General features: G+C 71.2%; 25 protein-coding genes and 1 tRNA gene. 16 read left to right on the plus strand and 10 right to left on the minus strand.

What is annotated here, in order from left to right:
- Positions 1–12 precede the first annotated feature (12 nt).
- Complete coding sequence (locus tag ACSDQ9_RS04520; protein WP_435144159.1) at positions 13–738, minus strand: FhaA domain-containing protein; 726 nt, start codon at positions 736–738, stop codon at positions 13–15.
- 119 nt (positions 739–857) lie between these two features.
- Entirely contained in the window at positions 858–1,307 is a 450-nt protein-coding gene (locus tag ACSDQ9_RS04525) for a globin (RefSeq protein ID WP_435144162.1), read from the minus strand.
- 158 nt (positions 1,308–1,465) lie between these two features.
- On the opposite strand from ACSDQ9_RS04525, the gene ACSDQ9_RS04530 reads away from it, so the two are divergent.
- On the plus strand, positions 1,466–2,140 hold the full coding sequence (locus ACSDQ9_RS04530; protein ID WP_435144164.1) for a trimeric intracellular cation channel family protein: 675 nt from the start codon (positions 1,466–1,468) through the stop codon (positions 2,138–2,140).
- A gap of 53 nt (positions 2,141–2,193) precedes the next feature.
- On the opposite strand, the gene ACSDQ9_RS04535 is transcribed toward ACSDQ9_RS04530, so the two are convergent.
- The 3 genes from ACSDQ9_RS04535 to ACSDQ9_RS04545 form a co-directional block, all read right to left on the minus strand.
- Positions 2,194–2,267 (minus strand) — tRNA-Pro (locus ACSDQ9_RS04535).
- 95 nt (positions 2,268–2,362) lie between these two features.
- Complete coding sequence (locus tag ACSDQ9_RS04540; RefSeq protein ID WP_435144166.1) at positions 2,363–3,271, minus strand: metallophosphoesterase; 909 nt, start codon at positions 3,269–3,271, stop codon at positions 2,363–2,365.
- Positions 3,271–5,709, minus strand: coding sequence for a transglycosylase domain-containing protein (locus ACSDQ9_RS04545; protein ID WP_435144168.1), 2,439 nt, complete (start codon positions 5,707–5,709; stop codon positions 3,271–3,273). Before ACSDQ9_RS04545 ends, ACSDQ9_RS04540 begins: the two co-directional genes overlap by 1 nt.
- A gap of 141 nt (positions 5,710–5,850) precedes the next feature.
- Here ACSDQ9_RS04545 and ACSDQ9_RS04550 point away from each other — a divergent pair, with 141 nt between their 5' ends.
- A complete protein-coding gene (locus ACSDQ9_RS04550) occupies positions 5,851–6,042 on the plus strand; it encodes a DUF4177 domain-containing protein (RefSeq protein WP_435144171.1) in 192 nt (63 codons plus the stop codon).
- Positions 6,039–6,500, plus strand: a complete 462-nt coding sequence (locus tag ACSDQ9_RS04555; protein WP_435144174.1) for a RidA family protein — start codon at positions 6,039–6,041, stop codon at positions 6,498–6,500. The genes ACSDQ9_RS04550 and ACSDQ9_RS04555 overlap by 4 nt, the downstream gene beginning before the upstream one ends.
- Before the next feature lie 7 nt (positions 6,501–6,507).
- Here ACSDQ9_RS04555 and ACSDQ9_RS04560 read toward each other — a convergent pair whose 3' ends face one another.
- A complete protein-coding gene (locus ACSDQ9_RS04560; protein WP_435144176.1) occupies positions 6,508–7,257 on the minus strand; it encodes a Crp/Fnr family transcriptional regulator in 750 nt (249 codons plus the stop codon).
- 157 nt (positions 7,258–7,414) lie between these two features.
- Between ACSDQ9_RS04560 and nth the strand changes: the two genes are divergently transcribed.
- The 3 genes from nth to ACSDQ9_RS04575 are packed head-to-tail and all read left to right on the plus strand — an operon-like array spanning position 7,415 to position 9,365.
- Positions 7,415–8,101 (plus strand): endonuclease III, encoded by a 687-nt coding sequence (nth, locus tag ACSDQ9_RS04565; protein WP_435144179.1) that lies wholly within the window; start codon positions 7,415–7,417, stop codon positions 8,099–8,101.
- Positions 8,098–8,730, plus strand: a complete 633-nt coding sequence (locus ACSDQ9_RS04570) for a TlpA family protein disulfide reductase (protein ID WP_435144182.1) — start codon at positions 8,098–8,100, stop codon at positions 8,728–8,730. Before nth ends, ACSDQ9_RS04570 begins: the two co-directional genes overlap by 4 nt.
- Positions 8,727–9,365, plus strand: a complete 639-nt coding sequence (locus ACSDQ9_RS04575) for an NUDIX hydrolase (protein ID WP_435144186.1) — start codon at positions 8,727–8,729, stop codon at positions 9,363–9,365. The genes ACSDQ9_RS04570 and ACSDQ9_RS04575 overlap by 4 nt, the downstream gene beginning before the upstream one ends.
- 21 nt (positions 9,366–9,386) lie before the next feature.
- On the opposite strand, the gene ACSDQ9_RS04580 is transcribed toward ACSDQ9_RS04575, so the two are convergent.
- The 3 genes from ACSDQ9_RS04580 to ACSDQ9_RS04590 form a co-directional block, all read right to left on the minus strand.
- Positions 9,387–9,866, minus strand: a complete 480-nt coding sequence (locus tag ACSDQ9_RS04580; protein WP_435144188.1) for a phage holin family protein — start codon at positions 9,864–9,866, stop codon at positions 9,387–9,389.
- Between the two features lie 80 nt (positions 9,867–9,946).
- Positions 9,947–11,182 (minus strand): Na+/H+ antiporter NhaA, encoded by a 1,236-nt coding sequence (gene nhaA / locus ACSDQ9_RS04585; RefSeq protein WP_435144191.1) that lies wholly within the window; start codon positions 11,180–11,182, stop codon positions 9,947–9,949.
- Positions 11,183–11,322: 140 nt separating this feature from the next.
- Entirely contained in the window at positions 11,323–12,066 is a 744-nt protein-coding gene (locus ACSDQ9_RS04590; protein WP_435144194.1) for a class I SAM-dependent methyltransferase, read from the minus strand.
- 123 nt (positions 12,067–12,189) lie between these two features.
- On the opposite strand from ACSDQ9_RS04590, the gene ssd reads away from it, so the two are divergent.
- The 8 genes from ssd to ACSDQ9_RS04630 all read left to right on the plus strand — a co-directional run bounded on the left by ssd (position 12,190) and on the right by ACSDQ9_RS04630 (position 18,586).
- Positions 12,190–13,287: a septum site-determining protein Ssd gene (gene ssd / locus ACSDQ9_RS04595; protein WP_435144197.1), complete on the plus strand. Its 1,098-nt coding sequence runs from the start codon at positions 12,190–12,192 to the stop codon at positions 13,285–13,287.
- On the plus strand, positions 13,284–14,447 hold the full coding sequence (locus ACSDQ9_RS04600) for a TadA family conjugal transfer-associated ATPase (RefSeq protein WP_435144200.1): 1,164 nt from the start codon (positions 13,284–13,286) through the stop codon (positions 14,445–14,447). The genes ssd and ACSDQ9_RS04600 overlap by 4 nt, the downstream gene beginning before the upstream one ends.
- On the plus strand, positions 14,444–15,244 hold the full coding sequence (locus ACSDQ9_RS04605) for a type II secretion system F family protein (protein ID WP_435144202.1): 801 nt from the start codon (positions 14,444–14,446) through the stop codon (positions 15,242–15,244). The genes ACSDQ9_RS04600 and ACSDQ9_RS04605 overlap by 4 nt, the downstream gene beginning before the upstream one ends.
- Positions 15,244–16,044: a type II secretion system F family protein gene (locus tag ACSDQ9_RS04610; protein WP_435144205.1), complete on the plus strand. Its 801-nt coding sequence runs from the start codon at positions 15,244–15,246 to the stop codon at positions 16,042–16,044. Before ACSDQ9_RS04605 ends, ACSDQ9_RS04610 begins: the two co-directional genes overlap by 1 nt.
- A gap of 150 nt (positions 16,045–16,194) precedes the next feature.
- Positions 16,195–16,440, plus strand: a complete 246-nt coding sequence (locus tag ACSDQ9_RS04615; RefSeq protein ID WP_435144208.1) for a DUF4244 domain-containing protein — start codon at positions 16,195–16,197, stop codon at positions 16,438–16,440.
- Between the two features lie 151 nt (positions 16,441–16,591).
- Positions 16,592–16,915, plus strand: coding sequence for a TadE family type IV pilus minor pilin (locus tag ACSDQ9_RS04620; protein ID WP_435144927.1), 324 nt, complete (start codon positions 16,592–16,594; stop codon positions 16,913–16,915).
- The gene (locus tag ACSDQ9_RS04625; RefSeq protein ID WP_435144210.1) at positions 16,912–17,307 is read left to right on the plus strand and encodes an Rv3654c family TadE-like protein; all 396 of its coding nucleotides are present in this window, start codon (positions 16,912–16,914) and stop codon (positions 17,305–17,307) included. The genes ACSDQ9_RS04620 and ACSDQ9_RS04625 overlap by 4 nt, the downstream gene beginning before the upstream one ends.
- Positions 17,308–17,386: 79 nt before the next feature.
- Positions 17,387–18,586, plus strand: coding sequence for an AAA family ATPase (locus tag ACSDQ9_RS04630; protein ID WP_435144213.1), 1,200 nt, complete (start codon positions 17,387–17,389; stop codon positions 18,584–18,586).
- On the opposite strand, the gene ACSDQ9_RS04635 is transcribed toward ACSDQ9_RS04630, so the two are convergent.
- The gene (locus tag ACSDQ9_RS04635; protein WP_435144216.1) at positions 18,552–19,115 is read right to left on the minus strand and encodes an ArsR/SmtB family transcription factor; all 564 of its coding nucleotides are present in this window, start codon (positions 19,113–19,115) and stop codon (positions 18,552–18,554) included. The two genes, ACSDQ9_RS04630 and ACSDQ9_RS04635, sit on opposite strands and share 35 nt — an antisense overlap.
- A gap of 77 nt (positions 19,116–19,192) precedes the next feature.
- Here ACSDQ9_RS04635 and ACSDQ9_RS04640 point away from each other — a divergent pair, with 77 nt between their 5' ends.
- Together ACSDQ9_RS04640 and ACSDQ9_RS04645 are read left to right on the plus strand one after the other, a co-directional pair.
- On the plus strand, positions 19,193–20,530 hold the full coding sequence (locus ACSDQ9_RS04640; RefSeq protein WP_435144219.1) for an MFS transporter: 1,338 nt from the start codon (positions 19,193–19,195) through the stop codon (positions 20,528–20,530).
- Complete coding sequence (locus ACSDQ9_RS04645; protein WP_435144222.1) at positions 20,527–21,861, plus strand: VOC family protein; 1,335 nt, start codon at positions 20,527–20,529, stop codon at positions 21,859–21,861. The genes ACSDQ9_RS04640 and ACSDQ9_RS04645 overlap by 4 nt, the downstream gene beginning before the upstream one ends.
- Positions 21,862–21,880 lie beyond the last annotated feature (19 nt).

Below are 21,880 nucleotides of genomic sequence, written 5' to 3' on the forward strand. Positions count from 1 at the left end.
AGCGCTCCCGGGTCAGGACCCGACCGGGGCGTGCACCAGCATGCGGGTGCTGCCGATCTCGAGGCGGGTGCCGTCGGTGATCTGGGCCTGGCGGCACTTCTGCCCGTTGACGGTGATGCCGTTGGTCGAGCCCAGATCCTCGATGGAGATCGACTGCCCCGAGACGTGGATCATGGCGTGCTTGCGGCTGATGCCGGGATCGTTGATGCGCAGGTCGGCCTCGGAGCCGCGGCCGATGAGCAGGCCCGGCGCCACCAGCGGGTGCCGCACACCGTTGACCTCGAGCACCAGCTTCGGGGCGGCGCCCATCACGTGGGTGTGGTCGGAGGTGTCCTGCGAGTTCAACACGGCCTGCCCGCGCTCGACGCCGGCCGACGCGTGGCTCTCGACGGTGAAGCGGCCCGTGGGCAGGCTCTCGTCCAGTTCGTACTCGATGACGATCGGCCCGTTGAAGACGTAGCGCCGCTCGCCCGCGTGCTCGCGCAGTTCGGGGATGATCTCGGCGTTCAGGGTCTTCGAGTAGGGGGCGAGGCGGTCATGGTCGCGGGGTGAGAGGCCGACGACGAAGTGGTTGGGCACCAGCCGCTTCTCGCGGCTCAGGACAGTGGCCCGGGCGTCGAGCTCGCGCTGCAGGCGGGCGGCGATCTCGACGGGCTCGACGTCGCCCTTGAAGGCGCGCGCGAAGACGCCGTTGACGGCTCCTTCGATCTTCTGCTCGATCTTGTCCAGCAGACCCATGCGTGCTCCTTCCAGTGCAGCCGACCATGTGGTGCATCCCCTCGATCTTACGCAGGCACCGTACCGGGCCGCGTGAGCCACTCGGCTGTCTCAAGCGTGGCTGGAGGGTCGAGTGGCCCTCAAGCCAGGGGAAGGCTCCGGCGAATCGGCGGCTCGTCGGTGGTGTTGATCAGGAACTCTGCGGCCCGGGTCAGGTAGTCACGCAGGGCGGCGTCGTACTCAGGGCCGAGTTCGATCTGGTCGACCGCCCCCAACATGTGGAACAGCCAACGGTCGGCGGCCTCGCGGGTGACGGCGAACGGGGCGTGTCGAATCCGCAGGCGGGGGTGGCCGCGCTGCTCGTGGTAGTCCGACGGCCCGCCCCAGTACTGCTCGAGGAACATCCGCAGGCGATCCTCGGCGGGGCTGAGGTCCTCCTCGGGGTACATCGGGCGCAGCAGGGGGTCGTCCTTGACGCCGGCGTAGAACAGGTGCACCAGCCGGGTGAACGTCTCCCGGCCGCCCATGGCCTCGTAGGGGGTGGTCGGACTGGCCTGGTCGCTCGGGGGTGTCTGGTCGGCGGAACTCATGCGCCGATTCTCCCAGACGTCGACACCTGCACAGTTGCGTCCAGAACTGTCCCCGCGAGCGCGCCGGTGGGCGGAATCTGGTCGCGATCGCGATCCAGCGGCCATTTTTGGACAGCCCGCTCCGAGTACGCTCGGCTGGCGAGGAAAGGGGTCGGCTCATGCACTGGTTCGAGGCGGTCATGCAGGTCGTCGACCTTCTGGGGGTGCTCGGCAATGCCATCCTCGGCGGCATGGCGGCCAGGGCGGCACGCCTCGACTTCGTGGGGTTCGCGATCGTGGCGGTGATCTCCGGGCTGGGTGGCGGCATGATCCGCGACGCCCTGCTCGGTGGCGGGCCGGTGGTCGCGTTGACCAACCCGTTCTACCTGGGCACGGCCCTGGTCGGGGCCGTGGTGGCCTTCGGAGTGAACTTCTCGGCGAAGATCCCGCGCCGCACCCTGGTGCTGCTTGATGCGCTGGCCGTCGGGTGTTGGGGAGCCGTCGGTGCCACCAAGGGGCTCGCGCACGGGCTGTCGTGGCTGGCGGCGATCCTGCTGGGGGTGGTCACGGTCGTCGGTGGCGGCATGGTGCGCGACGTGATGCTGATGAAACGCCCGGTCGTGCTGGGCGGCAACACCCTCTACGCCACCAGCGCCTTCGCGGCGGCCACGGTGATGGTCGGGGCGGCCGAGCTCGGTCACCCGCAGGTGGGCGTCGCCCTGGCGCTGGCCGTGGGTGCGGGGCTCTCCCTGGGAGCGAGAAGGTTCGGCTGGCGGCTGCCCACGGAGGCACGCACCGTGCAGTTCCCACCGGTTCGCTTCACCCGAACGCGAAAGTCCCGGGGCATCCGTTGATGATGCCCCGGGACTCCCTCGGCTGACCGGTCTCGGGTGTCAGCTGACCTCGGTCGGGGTGACAGGATTTGAACCTGCGACCTCGTCGTCCCGAACGACGCGCGCTACCAAGCTGCGCCACACCCCGAAGCCCTCAGTGAGGGCCATCGGCAACTGTAGCCCACCCGTTGCCCGCACCACCAACTCGCGGCGCCGCTGGGCATCCCGAGGGCGGTGTCGGGCTCAGCCGCGGCGTGCGGTCAGCGTGAGCAGCGTCGCCTCGGGACGGCAGAACGTGCGGTAGGGAGCGTACGGCGAACTGCCCAGGCCGGCCGAGACGTGCAGCCACGCGCTGCGCCCCCCGCTGGTGTGCCGGTGCAGGCCCTTGACCCGGGGGGCGTCCAGATCACAGTTGGTGATCAGGGCACCCGTGGGCAGGCAGACCTGACCCCCGTGGGTGTGGCCCGCGAACATCACCTCAACCCCGTCGGCCGTCATCGCGTCGAGCACCCGCAGGTAGGGGGCATGCGTGACCCCGACGGTGAGTGCCGCTGCAGGGTCGACCGGGCCGGCGACCTTGGCGTACCTGTCCTGGTTGATGTGGGCGTCGTCGGTGCCGCGGAAGGCGATCGTCCGCCCGGCGACCTCGACCTCTGCGCGACGGTTGGTCAGGTCGACCCACCCGCGCTCCGAGAAGGCCGCGCGCAGGTCACGCCACGGCAGCTCGACCTTCTGCGGCGCCCCGGCGAGAGCCGGCACCCCGAGGTACCGAAGGGGGTTCTTGAAGGTCGGCGCGTAGTAGTCGTTCGAGCCGAACACGAACACCCCGGGCACGTCGAGCAGGGCGCCCAGACTGCGCAGCAGGGGAGGCACCGCGGCGGCCGACGACAGATTGTCGCCGGTGTTGACCACCAGATCGGGTGCCAGGTCGGCCAGACCCGCCAGCCAGTCGAGTTTCGTCCGCTGGGAGGGCAGCAGGTGAATGTCGGACAGGTGCAATACCCTGACCGGCGACGACCCGGGCGCGAGCACCGGGCAGCTCACCTCGCGGAGCGTGAACCGTCGCGTCTCGATGTTGGCCCAGGCCAGCACCCCGGCACCCGCGACGGCTCCACCGGCCGCCACGAGGGCGGCCGTCGTCAGACCCCGCATCAAGGCTTCTTCTTGCCGGGCTTGCTCGGCGCCGTGGAGGCCTGGGTGCTCGTCTTCGAGGCGGTGGGCTTCGACGCGGACGACGTCGGGGCCGACGGCGACGACTTGGTCGGCTTCGGTTTCGGCTGGGGCCGCGGTCCGCTCGAGAGGACGAAGGTCACGTCCTGACCCATGCGGACGGTGCCCGTCGGGTAGTACCGGCCGGTCCAGACACCCCGGGGGAGCGACGAGTACTCGTACACCCGCACCGGGTTGAGCCCGGCCTTGCGCACCTCGTCCTCGGCCGCCGCCAGCGGCATGCCGCCCAGGTCGGGAACCTTGACCGGCTTGCCCTTCAGCACGTCGTCGCTCGGGGCCACGAAGGCGGTCTTGGGCTTGCCCTTCAGGGCCGAGGCCATGGCGACCTTGTAGATGCGGCCAGCGTCACCCGAGCCTGATCCCTCGAGGTAGGTGCCACTGGGGAGTCGGATGCCCTTCAGCGAACGGCGGCGGTTCTTCCAGTAGTCGGTGCCCTTGTCGACCGAGATCATCGCGATGCCGGCCATCTCTGGGGTGTAGCCCGCGAACCAGACCGACTCGTTCGACTCGGTGGTGCCGGTCTTGCCGGCCTGCGGGTAGCCGCCGGGAATCAGCGCGCGGGCGCCGGTGCCGGGGTACTTCATCACCTGCGAGAGCACGTAGTTGGTGCCGTCGGCCACGGCGGCCTCCATCACCTTCTGGCACTTGGCCGTGGGGACGGCGTACTTCTTGCCGGACTTGCTGCTGACCGTGGCGAGGATCAGGGGGTTGCAGCGCACGCCTCGGTTGGCGAACGTCGCGTAGGCCTGTGCCATCGACAGCGGGGTCACCTCGGCCGAACCGAGGATGAACGACAGGTTGGCCGACTGGGTGGTCATCGGCTCGCCGTTGGCGAGCTTGGCCCCGGCACGGTCGGCCATCTTGGTGACGTTGCAGTTGCCGACCGAGGCCGCCAGCGGCACGAAGAACGTGTTCACCGAGCCCTGAGCCGCCTGCACCATCGTGATCTGGCGGTTGTCGTAGCCGCGCACCGAGTTCGTCACCTTGTACGGGGTCACTTGGCGGACGAGCCCCTCGCAGCTCATGAACGAGGTGCCCGTCATGTCGGCCGTCGACTTGGCCAGCATCTTCGAGTTGGGCGTCATGCCCTTCTCGAGGGCGGCGGCGATGCCGAAGGCCTTGAAGGTCGAGCCGCCTTGGAAGCCCTGGGCGTCGCCCATGGACTTCTCGACGTTGTAGTTCAGGAAGGTCTCGCCGCGGCCGGTACCCATCTTGGGTCGCGACTGGGCCATGGCCACGATCAGGCCGGTCTTGGGCTGCACCAGCACCGAGGTCGAGATCACCGGGTCGGTGGGCGAGACCATGGCCGTGATGGCCTGCTCGGCGGCGCGCTGGGTCTTCGGGTCGATCAGCGTCTGGATCGTCAGACCGCCTCGCTTCAGGGTGCGCTCACGCTCGTCCGCTGTCTTGCCGAGGGAGGGCATCTGGTCGGAGAGCAGCACGCGGCGCACGTAGTCGCAGACGTGGGGGTAGGGGGAGCTGATGCAGCCGTTGGGGGCCGCGACCACGCGCGAGGGCGAGAACGGCACCTTTTTGGCGGCATCGGCGTTGAGCTGCGAGACCACGTTCAGGTCGGCCATGCGCTGCACCACCACGTTGCGGCGGTTGATGGCCTGCTGCGGGTAGAGGCGGGGGTTGGTGGCGTTCGGGTTCTGCACGAGACCGGCAAGCATGGCGGCCTGCGAGAGGTTCAGCTTGTCGGCCGAGGTGTTGAAGAAGCGCTTGGCGGCGGCCTGCACCCCGTAGGCGCCGTCGCCGTAGTAGGCGATGTTGAGGTAGCGCTCGAGGATGATCTTCTTGGCGTTCGGGCCGAGGCTCTTCTCGAGAGCGATGGCGTAGCGCAGCTCGCGAACCTTGCGGGAGACCGTCTGCTCCTGCGCCTCGCGCATCGCCTCCTCGTCGTTGTTGTTCTGCGCGTCCTGCACCAGCACCTGCTTCACGTACTGCTGGGTGAGCGTCGAACCGCCCTGGGTGTTGCCACCCGTCGAGTTGCGCACCAGCGCGCGAAGCGTGCCCTGCAGGTCGATGGCACCGTGCTCGAAGAAGCGGTGGTCCTCGATCGCGACCTGCGCCTGCTGCATCATCGGGCTGATCTTGTCGAGGGTGACGTACTCGCGGTTCTGGTCGTAGAACGTCGCCAGCACCTGGCCGTCGGCCATCAGCACCCGGGAGACCTCGGACTGAGGGGGAATGTCCAGTGCCGCCGGCAGGTCTTCGAGGCTGTTCGCCCCGGCCTTGGCCACGCCGCCGGCCATCGCCACGTAGGGAACCGCCAGTCCGGCGGTCAGCAAACCGCACAGCACACTGACGGCGCCGAACATCGCCAGGGCATACGCCTTGCTCGCCTTGGTTGCACTCATGATTCCCAGAGTACGTGACCGATTCGGCATTTCCCGCACCGTCGGTGCGGTCCAGAAGGGGTCGCCCGCGCTCGCCGGAGCCGCGAATCCGCCCCCTGACGACGACCAGCGGACGAATCTGGACGCACTACGCTGAGCCCCATGACGAAATGGGAGTACTTCACCGCGCCGATCCTCACCCACGTCTCGACGCAGATCCTGAACAACTTCGGGGCCGACGGCTGGGAGCTCGTGCAGATCGTTCCCGGGCCCAACCCCGAGAACCTGGTCGGCTACTTCAAGCGCCCCATCCAGGACACCAAGGGCGGTGCCCAGAGCCAGGGTGCCCAGTGACCTCACCCTCGCAGCGACTGGCCGAACTCGGCCTGAGCCTGCCGCCCGTCGCGACCCCGCTGGCCGCCTACACCCCGGCCACCCGCGTGGGCAGCCAGGTGTTCACGTCGGGCCAACTGTGCACCGTCGACGGGGTGCTCGTCGCCACCGGCAAGGTGGGTGCCGAGGTCAGTGCGGACGACGCCACCGCCGCCGCGAAGGTCAGCGCCCTCAACGCGCTGGCGGCCGCGGCCCAGGTCGCCGGGGGTCTTGATGCGATCACCCGGATCGTGAAGCTGGTCGTCTTCGTGGCCTCCGCACCCGATTTCACGGGTCAGCCGGCCGTCGCCAACGGGGCTTCGCAGTTGCTCGGTGAGATCTTCGGTGAGGCCGGGGTGCACGTGCGGTCGGCCGTCGGGGTGGCCGTGCTGCCGCTCGACGCGGCCGTCGAACTCGAGCTGGTCGTCGAGACCGCCTGAGACGCCTTCAGTTCGTGCGGGAGGTCAGTCGTCCGAGGTCATGAATGGTGACCGAGCGGCTGTGCACCGACAGGATGCCGCGCTGCTCGAACTCGGTCAGCGCCTTGTTGACGCTCTCGCGGCTGGCGCCGACGACCTGGGCCAGCTCGGCCTGGGTGAGGTCGTGGTTGACCTCCCAGCCGAGCGGGGTCGACCGTCCGAAGCGGTCGCACAGCGAGACCAGCAGCGCCGCCAGTCGCCCCGGAACGTCGGAGAGAATGAACCGGGCGCTCTGGTTGTCGCTGCGACGCAGCCGGGTCGCCATCTGCCGCAACAGCGCCTGGGCGACGTCGTGGCGCTGCTCGACCAGGGTGCGCAGCGCCCTCCCCGGAATGCGCAGCACCCGGCAGGCGGTCTGCGCGGTGGCCGTCGTCGAGCGGTGGCCCTCGTCGAAGACCGACAGTTCACCGAACATCTCGCCCGGACCCATCAGCCACAGGAGCGACTCGCGCACCTGCACCGCCTGGGCTCGGCGGCGCAGTTCCTTGACGGTCACCTTGCCGCGGATCGGCGGCAGGGGCGGCGGCTGGTGGCGCGCCGCCCGGGTCAGCTTCACCTTGCCCTCGAGCAGCAGGTAGACCTCGTCGGCCGGGTCGCCCGTCACGAACAGCGTCGCGCCCTTGGCCAGCTCCACGAGGCTCGCTCGCTCGAGCACGGCGTGTCGTCCCTCGTCCGGAAGGTCGGCGAGGAACGGAACGGACGAGACATCAATGGGCAACGGACTCTCCTGCGGTACAGCGTGAGGCGACAGTCTACCGAGGTCACATCGGCCGTCGGCGCCCCGGGTGGGTCATCGTGTTGGTCATCACGCGGGTCATCACGGGGGGCATCGGTCGGGGCGTCGGGAGTCGCGGCTCGGCGGCTACTCTGGCGGGGTGGTGACCTCGACCCGCGACCGCGCCCAGCGCGCGCACCGACTGCTCGCCGAGTGCTACCCGCAGGCCCGGTGCGAGCTCGATTTCGCGACCCCTCTCGAGCTGCTGGTGGCCACCGTGTTGTCGGCGCAGTCGACCGATCGGCGGGTCAACGCGATCACCCCCGCGCTGTTCGCGCGCTACCCCACAGCGCTCGACTACGCGCAGGCCGACGCCGGCGACCTGGAGGAGATCATTCGTCCGACGGGGTTCTTCCGGTCGAAGACGACCTCGCTGATCGGCATCGGACGAGCGCTGGTCGACCGGTTCGACGGCGTCGTGCCCGGTGCCCTCGACGACCTGGTGACGCTGCCGGGGGTCGGGCGCAAGACGGCCAATGTGGTGCTCGGCAACGCGTTCGGGGTGCCCGGCATCACTCCCGACACCCACTTCATGCGTGTCACCCGACGCCTGGGTTGGACGACCGCGACCAAGCCCGACGCCGTCGAGTCGTCGGTCGGTGAGCTGTTCGACCCCGACGTCTGGGTGATGCTCTGCCACCGCGTGATCTGGCACGGTCGCCGGCGCTGCCACGCGCGCAACCCCGCCTGCGGGGCCTGCCCGGTGGCCGAACTGTGCCCCTCCTTCGGCGAGGGCGAGACCGACCCGGTGAAGGCGGCCCGGTTGGTGAGGGAGCCCCGCGGATGAGGGGCCGTCGACCCGGGGTGCGAGCGGCCGCCGTGGCCGTGGGGCTGCTGCTGGCGGCGGCCGGGTGCTCGTCCGCGCCGGGCACCACGAACGAACTGCCCACGCCGACCGTGGGCGACCACGACCCCGACCTGCGCGCCGAGCGCAAGGCCGCGGGGATTGCGGACTGCCCGCGCACCATGCCGAACCAGCCCGCCGTGGTCGACGGCCTGCCCCCGTTGACGCTGCCGTGCCTGGGTGGTGGCTCCGAGGTGCATCTGGCGTCGCTGCGCGGGCCGCTGCTGGTGAACTTCTGGGCGCAGTGGTGCGGCCCCTGCCGCGACGAGGGCCCGCTGCTGGCCCAGGCCCACCACACCTTCGGCAGCAAGGTGGCCTTCCTCGGGGTCGACACCAGCGACCCCCGCCCCGAACTGGCCATCGAGTTCGCCAAGCAGGTGGGCTGGACCTACCCGCAGGTGCGCGACGCCAGCGGCGACGAGGTCGAGAAGCCGCCGCTGCAGGCGAAGAACCTGCCGATGACATTGCTGGTCGCGGCCGACGGGCGCATCGTCGCGCGGCATCTGGGCGGCTTCGCCACGCAGGCCGAACTCGACGGCTTCATCACCACCAACCTGGGCGTCGAGCCGTGACCGAGGAGCTGAGCGAGCTGGCGACGCGCCTCGACCCGGTGGGCACCCGCGACCGGCTGGCCGCCGAACGCGGCCGGGTCACCTCGACGGCCCGCCGCTCGGCCGTGCTGGCGCTGCTGTCGCGCGGCCCGCGACCCGACCTGGTGTTCACCGAGCGGGCCTCGACCCTGCGCCACCACGCCGGGCAGATGTCCTTTCCCGGCGGCCGCATCGACCCCGGTGATGCCGATTCGGTGGCCGCAGCGCTGCGCGAGACGCACGAAGAGGTGGGGCTGGCGTCGTCCGCCGTGACGGTGCTGGGCGAACTGCCGCCGACCAGCTTCACCACCCGGGTCTTCAACGTCACCCCCGTGGTGGGAACGTGGTCGGGGGACGAGCCCCTGGCGGTGATGGATGCGGCCGAGGTGCAGAGCATCCATCGGTTCGCGATCGACGACCTGACCGCTCGCGAGCACCGGGCCATGGTGCGTCACCCGCAGGGGGGTCTGGGGCCCGCGTTCGTGTTCGGCGAGTACATGGTGTGGGGGTTCACCGCGCACCTGGTGGTGGAACTGCTCAAGCTGGGCGGGTGGGAGCGGCCGTGGCCGACCCGCGAACTGCCGATTCCCGACCGGTTCCTGCGCTCGGGCCTGTGAGGCCCCGAGCGAGGACAGGACTCAGAGCGCGCGGCGGGCGTGCTTGACGGCCGCGCGGGCCAGGGTGTTGCCGTTGACGGCCTCACGCCCCTGCTTGACGGCGGCTCCCAGCGCCTGCACCGTCGACTGGAACTCGGCGATGGTGGCCTCGGGCTTCTTGATCTGCTCGAACTGCTTCTTGCCGACGAGCGCCAGCAGGCCCGCGATCAGCAGGCAGATGATGGCCATCGCCGCGAAACCGATGATCAGGCTGAGCAGCACGCCCAGACCGACCACGGCGTTGAACAGCAGCGACAGGGCGAACGCGCCGCTCAGGAAGAGCAGCGACAGGGCGTTCATCGCGAAGTAGCCGGCGGTGCCGAACATGCCCGATCCCACGCCAGCGTGCTTGGCCGCGGGCTGCAGTTCGGCCTTGGCCAGAGCCACGTTGTCGTTGAGCATCTGCGGCACGTCGGTCTTGAGGTTGTTGATCACGTCACCAACCTGCAGACGATCAGTCATTCCAAGCTCCTCGTTGTGGGTGCGGCGTCAACGCGACGGCGTCGGACACGGGCCAGCCTAGTGGCGAAGGGTGCGGCGCGTCAGGTGAGCGAGTGGCGACGTCGCTCGTGGGAACGGGCGCGCAGGGCCACCAGCACCCCGCCCACGATCGCCGCGATGGCCGAGGCCACCAGCACCGCGGCCTTGGCCTCACCCGCATGGGTGGCGTCGCCGGGGAAGCTGAGTTCGGCCATCAGCAGGGCCACGGTGAAGCCGATGCCGGCCAGCACCGAGACGCCCGCCACGTCGACCCAGCCGACCTCGTCCGAGAGTTCGGCCGACGTCAGCCGGGTGGCCAACCAGGCGCCCCCGAGCACGCCGATCACCTTGCCGGCCAGTAGTCCGAGGATGATGCCGAGCGGAACCGGGTCGGTGACCAGCGAGCGCAGACCGTCGCCCGAGACCTCGACGCCGGCGGCGAAGACCGCGAACAGCGGTACGCACAGCCCGGCCGACCACGGCTGCACGGCGTGCTGCCAACGGTCGGCGGGGTCGTCCAACTCGTCGGGGTCGATGGCGGTCAACAGGCCCAACGCCACCCCGGCGATGGTGGCGTGCACCCCGGAGGAGTAGAGGCACCACCAGGCGATGGCGAACAGGGCCAGGTAGCCGGGGACGAAGCGGATGCGCTGCCGGTGCCCGAGCCACCACAGCGCCATGGCGGCGGCGGCGCCGACCATCCAGAGCAGGGAGATGGACGAGGTGTAGACCACGGCGATCACGAGGATCGCCCCGAGGTCGTCGACGATGGCCAGGGTCAACAGGAACACCCGCAGCGGGGCGGGGAGCCCTCGTCCGACCAGAGCCAGCACGGCCAGCGCGAACGCGATGTCGGTGGCCATCGGGATGGCCCAGCCGGTGCGCAGCGACCCGGTCGCGACCAGGTTGACGACCAGGTAGATGGTGGCGGGCACGACCATGCCGCAGACCGCGGCGACGATCGGCACCAGGGCCTGCGCCGGGCGCGACAGGGACCCCTCGACGAACTCGCGTTTGAGTTCGAGCCCGGCGACGAAGAAGAAGATGGTCAGCAGCCCGTCGGAGGCCCAGTGGGCCAGGCTCAGCGGTCCCAGTTCGAGGTGGGAGACCCGCTGGTAACTGGACGACGCCAGGTTCGCCCACAGCAGGGCGACGATGGCGGCCGCGACCATCAGGAAACCACCGACCGTCTCGGAGCGGAGCACGTCGGCGACGTGCAGGGAGTCGGGCCCGGACGTGGGGCCACCGAAGGCGATCCGCCGAAGACGGGGGCGTGAGGGAGTGGGGGAGGAGGGCATGGCACCTGTTTCGGGTGTGCGGGAACGGGGTCGCCGCGGGATCCGCGACGGTCGACCAGACTTCCCGACCCTCCGTCGGTCACCCTACAGGGTCGACGTGACGGGCAGCCTGAGTTCGGGGCGTCACAGAGTTCGGTGCGTCACAGGGGAATGATCAGGCCGTCGTCGTCGATGTCGATCGGGGCGGTGAGTTCCACGTGGTCGACCCAGGCCCGCCAGCAGTGCAGGCGGTAGGGCAGTCGCAGGGCGTCACGGCCCGACGGGGCGGCGTTGTCGTAGAGGGCGGTGACGTCGGCGAGCAGTTGGTCGCGCTCGGGTTCGTCGAGGCCGCGGGCGGCCGGTAGGCGGGCGACCATGTCGAGCAATTCGGGCTTGGTCGTCGGCACCCAGTGCCGGTAACTGGTGGCCTCGTGCTCGGGGAAGTACTTGCTGGTCAGCAGGCCGTCGACGGCGTCGAGACCGAAGTCACCGCGCATGGCCCGGGGGTCGAGTTCGCGCACCCGGGCGATCAGCCGCTTGACCCACGGCACGGAGTCGTCGCGGGCCAGCATGCTGACGCTCGCGGCGCCGCCCGGGCGCAGCACCCGGGCCATCTCGGAGAGCACCAGCCCGGGGGCGAACCGGTGGAACGACTGGTGGGTGACGACGGCGTCGAACTGGCAGGGGTCGAAGGGCAGCGACTCGGCCTGGGCGGCCACGGCCACGATGCCGCTGTCGCGCAGCCGGGCGACGACCGCGGGGTTCTTGTCGACGGCGAAGACGTGGTGACCCTGGGCGGCCAGAGCGCGCGGCAATGCCGTTCCGGCAAGGGTGAGCACCTTCATCTCCGGGGCGGGAACCAGCCAGTCCAGTGCCTGGGTGGGCAGGGCGAAAGGGCTGGGCATGGCCCCCATCGTAGGCGGCAGCCGGAGGGGGAGTTGTCCACAGGGTGCGTGCGCGGTGGGCGTGTCGTCCACAGATTGTTCCGAGGGTGGGACGATCGGCCCTTCGGCGACCACAACTGGGGTGTGAGCAGTCAGCAACAGCCCGCGCTGGTGATCGCGCGGCAGCCCAAGGTGGTCGAGTCGGTGCAGGCCTCGGCGGCGGCCGTCGGTCGCGCGGTCGAGGTGGTGACCGACGCCGAGACGGTGCGCCAGCGCTGGCGGGCGGCGCCCGTAGTGCTGGTCGGGGCGGAGTGCGCCGCCATGGTGGTCGCCTGCGCGCTGCCGGTTCACCCCGGCGTGCACGTCGTCGCCCCGACGGCAGACGAGGCGGTGGCCTGGTCGGCCCCGCTGCAGGCCCCCGTGGTGGTGCTGCCCGAGGGGTCGGGGCTGCTCACTGGTCTGCTGGCGGGCGTCGGTGAGCGACGAGGGTCGGGCCGGGTGGTGGCCGTGTGCGGCGCCTCCGGTGGGGTCGGGGTGAGCAGTCTGGTGGCCGGTCTCGCCCAGGTGGCGGCGCGCACGGGCCTGCGCACGGCCGCCGTCGAACTGGCGAGCCACTCCGGCGGTCTCGACCTGCTGATGGGGGTGGAGCAGCAGCCGGGGTGGCGCTGGCCCGATCTGGCCTCGGCGTCGGGGCACGTGGGTGCGTTGTCGGGCAGGGTTCCCCGCGCCGCCGAGGTCGATCTGGTCTCGGTCGGACGATCGCCCGTCACGCCCGGGCAGGCGGCTGTCATGGCGGTCGTCGAGGCCCTGACCCGCAGCCACGCGCTCGTGCTGGTCGATGCCGGCCGCTGCGCCGAGCTGGCCCTGCCGGCCGCCCTGGTCGGGCGCACCCTGCTGGTGGTCGGCGCCGATGTGCGCAGTGTCGTGGCGGCCCGCTCACGGCTCGCGGCGGCCGCCCTCGAGCCGGATCGGCTGGCGCCGGGTGTCATCGAGGTGGTCGTCCGGTGCGGACGCGATCGGCGGCTGGCGGCCAGCGAGGTCGGACGAGCGCTGTCCCTGCCGGTGCTGGGGCGGGTGCGGGACGATCGCGGCGTGCCCCAGGCGCTCGAGGCCGGTGACCAACCGGCCCGTCGTGCGCGATCGTCGTTCGGGCGGGACTGTGCGGCGCTGGTCGACCGACTGGCCGCGCCCGCCGACGCCTCAGGTTCGAGCGATCGGCCCTTCCTCGGGGAGGTCGCATGAAGGCGGACGATCTCGAGGCCGTCCGGGGGCGGCTCGCCACCCTGGGGCGGGCCTGGTCGCCGGCGGACGTCGCCGAGGCGCTCAGGGGCTTGGGCCTGGTGGTGTCCGATCGGCTGGTGGCCGAGGCCGTCGACGGGCTGCGGCGCAGTTCGGTGGGTGCCGGGCCGCTCGACGACCTGCTGGCCCTCGACGGGGTGACCGATGTGCTGGTCAACGGCCCCGACCGGGTGTGGATCGACCGCGGGGCGGGGTTGGAGCTGACCGAGGTGCGCTTCGCCGGTGAGGACGAGGTGCGTGCCCTCGCGGTGCGGCTGGCGGCCAGCGTCGGCCGTCGGCTGGACGAGGCCTCGCCGTGGGTCGATGCCCGCATGGCCGACGGCACCCGGGTGCACGCGGTGCTCTCGACGTTGAGCGACCCCGGCACCTGTCTGTCGCTGCGGGTGCCCGCCCGTGCGACCTTCAGTTTCGAGGCGCTGGTGGCGGCGGGTTCGGTGTCGCCGCTGATCGAGCGCGTGCTGCGTCGGGTGATGGAGCGTCGGGTTCCCTTCCTGGTGACCGGGGGCACCGGCAGCGGGAAGACGACCCTGTTGGCGGCCCTGATCGGGCTCGTCGATCCGGCCGAACGGGTGCTGGTGGTCGAGGACTCACGCGAACTCAACCCGCATCACCCGCACGTGGTGCGGCTCGAGGGCCGGGTGGCCAATGCCGAGGGGACGGGACGGGTGACGCTCACCGATCTGGTGCGCCAATCGCTGCGGATGCGGCCCGATCGCGTGGTGCTGGGCGAGGTGCGCGGCCCCGAACTGGTCGACATGTTGATGGCGATGAACACCGGTCACGAGGGCGGGTGTGGCACCGTGCACGCCAACTCGGTGGCCGATGTGCCGGCCCGGCTCGAGGCGCTGGCGGCCCTCGGGGGGATGGGACGCGACGCCTGCCATGCCCAGGTGGCGTCGGCGCTCGACCTGGTCGTGCACGTGGGTCGAGTGGGCGGACGACGGTTGGTGCAGGAACTCGGCGTCTTCGAGCGCACGGCCGGCCTGGTCGAAGTGGTGACGGCTCTTCGCGTCGATGAGGACGGGGTCGAACACACCGGGCCGGGGTGGCCGTGGCTCGCGGCCCGTTGCGGCATCGCCCGGTTCGCCGAGGTGGCGGCGTGACGGCGGTGTGCGCCGGGCTGGCGGCGCTGGCTGTCTGGCTGCTGGTGCCGGCGCGTCCGCGCGGCCTGCGTCGGATCGAGGCGGCCAAGCCCCGCGGTTCGGGCCGGTTCGTGGTGCCCGTCGTCTGGTGTCTCGTCGCGGTGGCCTGCCTGCTCGTGCTGGCGGCCGGCGGTGCCGCCGATCTGGCGCTGTGGTGCCTGGTGGTGACGGTGGCCGGTGGGCTGGTCGCCTGGCTGGTGAGTCGCGCGCGCCGCCGACGGCGCGAGGTGGCCCTGCAGCGGCAGGTGGCCGAGGCCTGTCAGGTGGTGGCCGGCCAGCTGGCCATCGGGCAGGTGCCGGCGCGCGCCCTCGAGGGGGCAGCCGAGGACTGCGCGGTGGTTCGTCCGGTGGTGACGGCGCAACGGGTCGGTGCCTCGGTGCCCGACGCGCTGCGGGAGGAGTCGCGCACGCCCGGGGCCGACGGACTGGCGGCGCTGGCCTCGGCCTGGGAGTTGTCGGCCCGGCTGGGGGCGCCGACCGCGGCCCTGGCCTCGGCCGTCGCCGACGGGCTGCATGAGGAGGAGCGACTGCACGAGACGGTGGCCACCGAACTGTCCGCCACCCGGGCGACGGGCAAGGTGCTGGCCCTGTTGCCCGTGGTGGGCGTGATGATGGCCGGTCTCGTGGGGGCCGATCCGGGGCACTTCCTGCTGGCCACCTGGCCCGGACGCGTGTGTGTGGTGGTGGGCGTGGTGCTCACCTGCGCCGGCGTGGTGTGGACCGAGACCCTCGCCGATCGAGCCGGAAGGACGAGCTGATGGCGGTGGTCGTGGCGCTGTTGGCCGCCCTGGCGGTCTGGCTGCTCGTGCAGGGCCAGCCCGACCCGCGCCGGCTGGAACGGGCCAGCCCGGGGGCGAGGGCCGCTGGCGATCGGGGTCGTGGGTCCCGGCGGCAGCGCGTGGGTTCGTGGCTGGTCGGACGACCCGATGCCCCCAGCCTCGGCAGACGAGCCTTCGGCGGCGCGACCCTGGCCTGTCTGGGGTGGTTGACCACCGGCGGACTGGGCGTTCCGTGGGGGCTGCGCGCTCTGCTCGTGCTCGCCGCCGGGGTGGGGCTGGTGGTGGCGCTCGGGCACGTGGAGCCCGCCCGGGTGGCGCGCGACCGGGAACGACAACGAGGCCAACTGCCCGCCACCATCGACCTGCTGGCTGCCGCACTGGCGGCCGGGGTCGCGCCGCGGGTGGCTGCCGCCGAGGTGGCCCGGGTGGTGCCCGAGCCCAGTCGGTCGGCCCTGCTGGTGGTCTGCGCCGAGACCGACGTGGGCCGCTCCGACGCCGATGCCTGGCGCGCCCTGGGCACCTCGCCCCGGTGGGAGGCCGTCTGGGGTCGCGTGGGGCGCGACCTGGCCCGGAGTGCGCGCCACGGGATTCCGGTGCAGGAGGTGCTCGTGGTGCACGCCGCGCGCGCCCGACAGTCGCGCCGGGCCGCCCTGGAGCGGCGGGCCAGGGCCGTGGGAGTCAGCTCGGTCGTGCCACTGATGGTCTGTTACCTGCCCGCGTTCATGGCGGTCGGGGTGGCGCCGATCATCCTCGGCCTCGGCCTGCAGTACCTGCACTGAGCCCTGCCTCAGCCCGAAGTTGTCCACAGGTTCGGGATGGGTGCAAGAGCTGTCCACAGGCCCAAAAACTTTCTGGGACGAATCGGGCCCTGATGACCACAGTCCCAGTGAGCCCACGGTGTGGGTCGCCAACCAACAAGGGAGAACATCATGTCCGAGATCGATCTGCTCGACACCCAGAAGTACGCGCCGGCCCCGAAGGCGTCGGCTCGTCACGAGGCCCGCCTGACCAGGCTCGCCCAGCGGGGACTCAGCACGGCGGAGTACGCCATCGGCATCCTGGGGGTGATCGCCTTCGCCCTCGTGGTCTACACCACGTTCGGCAACAGCAAGATCGCCGAGGGCGTGCTGCAGCTGGTGATGAAGGCCATCAAGCACTTCGCGGGGAAGATCTGACGCCAAACGGGGGCGGGGCACGGGGGTGCGGCCAACTGATGCGGCCGCACCCCCATCCCGGCCGGGGCTTCGGCCCGGAGGGGAGTGGTGAGCGATGAACGGTGGCAGCCAAGCGACCGGGCGTGGCGGGCGGGTTCGCCCGCAGCGCGGCATGGTCACCGTCGAGACGGCGGTGGGCATGATCGCCGTCGCCGTGGTGCTGGCGTTCTGCAGCGCGCTGGTGGGTCTGGTCATCCAACAGGGCCAGTGCGAAGAGGTGGCCACCCAGGTGGCACGCCAGGTCGCCCGAGGCGACGACGAGGCCGCGCGCCGGGCGTCCCAGGCGGCGCCCCTGTCGGCCGAGGTCGTGACGACCACGCGGTCCGGATGGGTGACCGTGGTGGTGACGATGCGGCAGTCGTGGGGGTCGCTGGGGCCCGTCGAGGTGCAGGGAGCGGCCAGCATGCCGCTCGAGCCCGGAGTTGGTGCACCGTGAACCGGGGCCAATCGGGCGAGCGGGGCGTGGGCACCGTGCTGACGGCCGTGGTGATGATGGCCATCGTCGCCGCGACCGTGTTCGGCCTGTGGGGGCTGGGGTGGCTGCGGGGGCACGCCATCGCCGCCGACGCCGCCGACTCCGGGGCGCTGGCCGCGGCCCGCGCCTATGCCGCCGACCCCGAGGCCGACTCGTGGGCGGCCTGTCAGCGGGGAGCGGCCGCGGTGGTGCGCAATGGGGCCACGGCGGTGAACTGTGTGTTCGAGGGCGACGAGACCAGCTTCGTGGTCACGGTCACCGCCGAGGTGAAGCTGTGGCCGCGGATCTCGCTCCCGGGGGCGCCGCGCCGGGTGCAGGTGACGGCTCTCGCGGGTTCTGGGAACGCGGGGTGAGGGATCGCGAGATGCCCGACCGCGGGCGCTGGACCGGGCGCGGGGCGAAATGTCCGACGGGCCGCCTAGCCTTGCGGGCATGCTGACGATGCTCGCCGTGCACGGCTATCGCTCCCTGCGTGACGTGGTCGTGCCGCTGGCTCCGGTCACGGTGATCACCGGCGCCAACGGTGCGGGCAAGTCGAGCCTCTACCGTTCGCTGAAGCTGCTGGCCGACACCGCTCGAGGGTCGTTGGTGGGGGCGCTGGCCCGCGACGGCGGGCTCGCCCGGGTGCTGTGGGCGGGGCCGGAGGAGATCTCGGGGGCCATGAAGCGCGGTGAGGTGCCGATCCAGGGCACCGGCTCGCGTCGGCAGCCGATCAGCCTCACCCTGGGTTTCGCCACTGACACCTTCGGCTATCTGGTCGACGTGGGTCTGCCGATCCCGCGGACGACGGCATTCCTGCGCGATCCCGTCATCAAGCGGGAGGCGATCTTCGCCTCGCCGGTCTACCGACCTGCGTCATCGCTGGTGGAGCGCAAGAACCACACGCTCAAGGTCAATCCCGGCGACGGCTGGCGGGTGCTGGCCGAGGATCTCGACGACCGGGCGAGCATGTTGGGTGAACTGGGCGACCCGCAGGAGTACCCCGAGGTGCTGGCGGTGCGCCGACAACTGCAGGGGTGGCGGTTCTACGACGGGTTCCGCACCGATCCGCTGTCCCCGGCACGCCAGCCGCACGTGGGCACCTGGACCCCCGTGCTGGCCGACGACGGCGCCGACCTCGCCCCGGCGATCCAGTCGATTCTCGAGTCCAGTTGGGAGGGGCCGTTCCGGCGGGCGGTCGCCGATGCCTTCCCCGGGGGCGAGATCGCCGTCACCAACCACGACGGCCGCTTCGAGGTGGAGTTCAACCAGACGGGGCTGCTTCGTCCGCTCAATGCTGCCGAACTCTCCGACGGCACCCTCAGGTTCCTGCTGCTGGCCACGGCGCTGCTGAGCCCCCGGCCGCCGAGCGTGTTGGTGCTCAACGAGCCCGAGACCAGCCTGCACCCCGAGGTGCTGCCCGCCCTGGCCGGCCTGATCACCGGGGCCGCGAAGCGCACGCAGGTGGTGGTGGTCAGCCATTCGTCCGCGATCGTCGATCACCTGCTGGCCGGCCACGACGACGCCGACGACCCCGACGACTGGCGCGACCAACCCGTGCTGCACCACCGGCTGGTGAAACGCTTCGGCGAGACCGTCATCGAGGGTCAGGGGCTGCTCAGTCGTCCGACGTGGAACTGGGGGAGTCGCTGACCCGCCGCTCGACCCGCTGGCTCATGTCCGGATGCAGCGACACGAACAGCGACCACGCCTCACCCTCGGGGTCGCGCGGCCGGTCGTGGTACTCGGCGAACAAGGCGCCCAGTCGCTCCCGGAACTCCTCGAGGTCGGCCGGCTTGAGGCGGAGCCCCAGGCGGGTCAGCGCCTGCTGCTCCGGCGGAACCAGTGCCACCTCCTGCAGGAACGCGTCGAGCATGTGCACGCCGGGGGCGGGGGAGTCGAGGTACCAGGACTTGCCGGTCGTCCGATAGGGAATCTCGCGGGATCCGCGCTTGCCGCGACGGGGCTCTTCGGCCACCAGGAATCCGGTGTCGACCAGGGTGCGCACGTGGTGCAGGCAGGTGGCCGGGTTGAGGTCGAGAGCCTCGGCGATCTCGCGGTTGGTCAGCGCCTCGTCGAGGCACAGGCGCAACATGCGCAGCCGCAGGCCCGAGGCGAGCGCCTTCGCCTCGGCGTCGGTCGCCTGGCGATGCTCGAAGGGGGGTTCGTCCGGGTGGGGCATGACGTGAGACTATCCGGTGGCACGGCCGCTCCGAAAGAGTGATTGACTTTTCCCAATCGGTAGCGGATGCTTGGCGTGTGACCACCCCAACCACGGCGGCAGCCGCGCCCACCACCCCCCGCCGCAGCCTCTTCTTCCACCACGACTTCCGGCAGTTGTGGATGGGCGACACCGTCTCGGTGTTCGGTACCCAGTTCGTGCTGTTCGCGATGCCCCTGCTCGCGGTGCAGCTGCTGCACGCCGATGCCTTCCAGATGGGCATCCTCTCGATGCTCGAGTCGTTGGCCTTCCTGCTGATCAGCCTGCCCGCCGGCGCCTGGGTCGACCGCTGGCGCAAGAAGCGGGTGATCGTGCTCGGCGACATCATGCGCGCCCTGCTGCTGCTCACCATTCCGATCGCCCACCTGCTGCACCTGCTGACCATCTGGCAGCTGTTCGTGATCGCCTTCGTGGTCGGCTGCATCACCGTCTTCTTCGACGTCGCCAACCAGTCGTACCTGCCCGAGATCGTGCACGGCGACCAGATCGGTGAGGGCAACGGCAAGCTGCAGGCCAGCCAGCAGACCGCTGGAGTGATCGGCCCCGCGGCCGCCTCGGCCCTCGTCCGACTGCTCGGTTCGCCGCTCACCGTCGCCGTCACCGCCGTCTGCATGGGCCTGTCGTCGCTGTTCGTCAGCCGCATTCGCCACCAGGAGGCCGAGCCGGCGGGAGTCGTGCGTCGTCCCTTGTGGCACGAGATTCGCGAGGGGCTCAGCTTCGTGGTCTCGCACCCGCTGCTGCGTCGCATCGTCGCCTGCACCGGCATCTCGAACCTCGCCTCGTCGGCGGTGTTCGCCCTGTTCGTGCTCTACACCATCCGCACCCTCGGCTTCTCCGAGACCACGCTGGGTCTGGTGATGTCGGTGGGCGCCGTCGGTGGCCTGCTCGGCGCCATCAGCTCCGATCGGGTTGCCAAGCTGATCGGCGAGGGCCGGGTGATCCCGGTTTCGGCGGTGATCTTCGGTGTCTTCAGCCTGGCCCTGCCGCTGGCCTCGTTCCTGCCGGCCGTGCCCACCCTGATGGTGGGGCAGTTCGTCACCTCGTGGTCGGTGGTGGTCTACAACATCGCCCAGGTCAGCTTCCGTCAGCGCCTGTGCCCCAAGCCGCTGCTGGGCCGCATGAACGCCTCCATCCGCTTCCTGGTGTGGGGCCCGATGCCGATCGGTGCCTTCCTGGGTGGTCTGTTCGGACGACACCTGGGTCTGCTCGAGACCATGTGGATCTTCGGCGCCGTCTCGATCGCTTCGGCGCTGCCGGTGCTGATCTCGCCGCTGATCGGCATGCGTGACCTGCCCCGCAGCCTCGACGCCCTCGCTGACAGCCACGAGTCCAACAGCCACGAGGAGGGGACCCAGCCTGTAGTGTCGGAGCCGTGAGCAACGACACCCTGACGGGCAGACAGTTCGAGCGAAGCCCCGGTGGTGAGCACTGGCGCCTCTTGGGGGAGTCGATGGCCGGCTGGTTCACCGGCACGGGCCACGCGGCGGGGGCGGCCCTGGCCGCCGACCTGATCCTTCGCCTCACCGATCCCGCCGACCTGCCCACCATTGACGTGCGCTCGGGCGGGGTGCGCGTCGGCCTGCCGTGGAGCCCGCCGGGCTTCACGGCAGCCCAACTCGAGGTCGCCCGCTTCGTCAACGGCCGGGTCGCCGAGCGCGGACTGGTGCCGGAGCCGGCGGGACTGCAGGATCTGCAGCTGACCTTCGACGTCACCGACGCCCCGTCGGTGATGTCGTTCTGGCAACGGGTGTTGGGCCACCGGCTCGACCCGGAAGACCTGCGGGACCCGCTGCGGGTGCTGCCGCCGATCTGGTTCCAGCCGCAGGACTCCCCTCGTCCGCTGCGCAACCGCCTGCACCTCGACGTCATCTCGACCACCGACAACACCACCGCCGCGCTGGCCGCGATCGCCGACGACGACACCAGCGCCGACCCCGGCCCCTACGGGGCTCTGGTCACCGACCCCGAGGGCAACGAGGCCGACCTGCTGTGGCGGGAAGCCGACCAGGACCGCTGGCGGGTCGACGGCCTCGATCTCGACGACTGGCGGCTCGTCTTCGACGCCCAGGCCTGGTGGCTCGCCACCGGACCCGAGGCGTTCGCCCGGGTGGCCGAACTCATCACCCGGGCCGCCACCCTGGCCGACGACGCCGGTCAGCGGCTGCGACTGACGGTGCGCGCTGCCCGCGCGAAGGGCGGCTGCTGGGTGGTCGCCTCCACCGGCAAGGACCTGTGGGATGCCCCGAACCCGGACGCGCCCGGGAGCATCGCGGCCGTGGCCGCCGGCGTGCAGGCCGTCGCCCGCGAGCTCGGCCTCGAATCCCACCCCGAGAGGGCGCGGTTCATGCAGGTCGGTTTCGACGTCGCCGATCCGGCCGCCGCCCGCCGGTTCTGGTGCGCGGCGCTGGCCTACGAGCCCGATTCCCGCGACGACGTCAGCGACATCGTCGACCCCCGCGAGCTCGGCTTCCCCCTGTTCTTCCAGGACCTCGACACCGGCGACGAGGCCCGCCTGGCCCAACGCAACCGCATCCACCTCGACCTGTTCCTGTCGGCGGACGAGGCCCCGCGCCGCCTCGCTGCGGCACTGGAGGCGGGCGGGCGCATCGTCCGCGACAGGTCGCCCTTCTGGTGGACCGTCGCCGACCCCGATGGCAATGAGCTCGACCTGTCGGTGAACTCCGGCCGCGAGGAGGAGTGGGCCTGAGGGGCCCGCCCTCGTCAGT

The sequence above is a fragment of the Aestuariimicrobium soli genome (genome assembly GCF_051192575.1).
GTDB lineage: Bacteria > Actinomycetota > Actinomycetes > Propionibacteriales > Propionibacteriaceae > Aestuariimicrobium > Aestuariimicrobium soli.

Coding starts and splice junctions, on each gene's coding strand:
- ACSDQ9_RS04520 (WP_435144159.1), bottom strand. CDS start 738: ATGGGTCTGCTGGACAAGATCGAGCAGAAGATCGAAGGAGCCGTCAAC.
- ACSDQ9_RS04525 (WP_435144162.1), bottom strand. CDS start 1,307: ATGAGTTCCGCCGACCAGACACCCCCGAGCGACCAGGCCAGTCCGACC.
- ACSDQ9_RS04530 (WP_435144164.1), top strand. CDS start 1,466: ATGCACTGGTTCGAGGCGGTCATGCAGGTCGTCGACCTTCTGGGGGTG.
- ACSDQ9_RS04540 (WP_435144166.1), bottom strand. CDS start 3,271: ATGCGGGGTCTGACGACGGCCGCCCTCGTGGCGGCCGGTGGAGCCGTC.
- ACSDQ9_RS04545 (WP_435144168.1), bottom strand. CDS start 5,709: ATGAGTGCAACCAAGGCGAGCAAGGCGTATGCCCTGGCGATGTTCGGC.
- ACSDQ9_RS04550 (WP_435144171.1), top strand. CDS start 5,851: ATGACGAAATGGGAGTACTTCACCGCGCCGATCCTCACCCACGTCTCG.
- ACSDQ9_RS04570 (WP_435144182.1), top strand. CDS start 8,098: ATGAGGGGCCGTCGACCCGGGGTGCGAGCGGCCGCCGTGGCCGTGGGG.
- ACSDQ9_RS04580 (WP_435144188.1), bottom strand. CDS start 9,866: ATGACTGATCGTCTGCAGGTTGGTGACGTGATCAACAACCTCAAGACC.
- nhaA (WP_435144191.1), bottom strand. CDS start 11,182: ATGCCCTCCTCCCCCACTCCCTCACGCCCCCGTCTTCGGCGGATCGCC.
- ACSDQ9_RS04590 (WP_435144194.1), bottom strand. CDS start 12,066: ATGCCCAGCCCTTTCGCCCTGCCCACCCAGGCACTGGACTGGCTGGTT.
- ACSDQ9_RS04600 (WP_435144200.1), top strand. CDS start 13,284: ATGAAGGCGGACGATCTCGAGGCCGTCCGGGGGCGGCTCGCCACCCTG.
- ACSDQ9_RS04610 (WP_435144205.1), top strand. CDS start 15,244: ATGGCGGTGGTCGTGGCGCTGTTGGCCGCCCTGGCGGTCTGGCTGCTC.
- ACSDQ9_RS04615 (WP_435144208.1), top strand. CDS start 16,195: ATGTCCGAGATCGATCTGCTCGACACCCAGAAGTACGCGCCGGCCCCG.
- ACSDQ9_RS04620 (WP_435144927.1), top strand. CDS start 16,592: ATGGTCACCGTCGAGACGGCGGTGGGCATGATCGCCGTCGCCGTGGTG.
- ACSDQ9_RS04630 (WP_435144213.1), top strand. CDS start 17,387: ATGCTGACGATGCTCGCCGTGCACGGCTATCGCTCCCTGCGTGACGTG.
- ACSDQ9_RS04635 (WP_435144216.1), bottom strand. CDS start 19,115: ATGCCCCACCCGGACGAACCCCCCTTCGAGCATCGCCAGGCGACCGAC.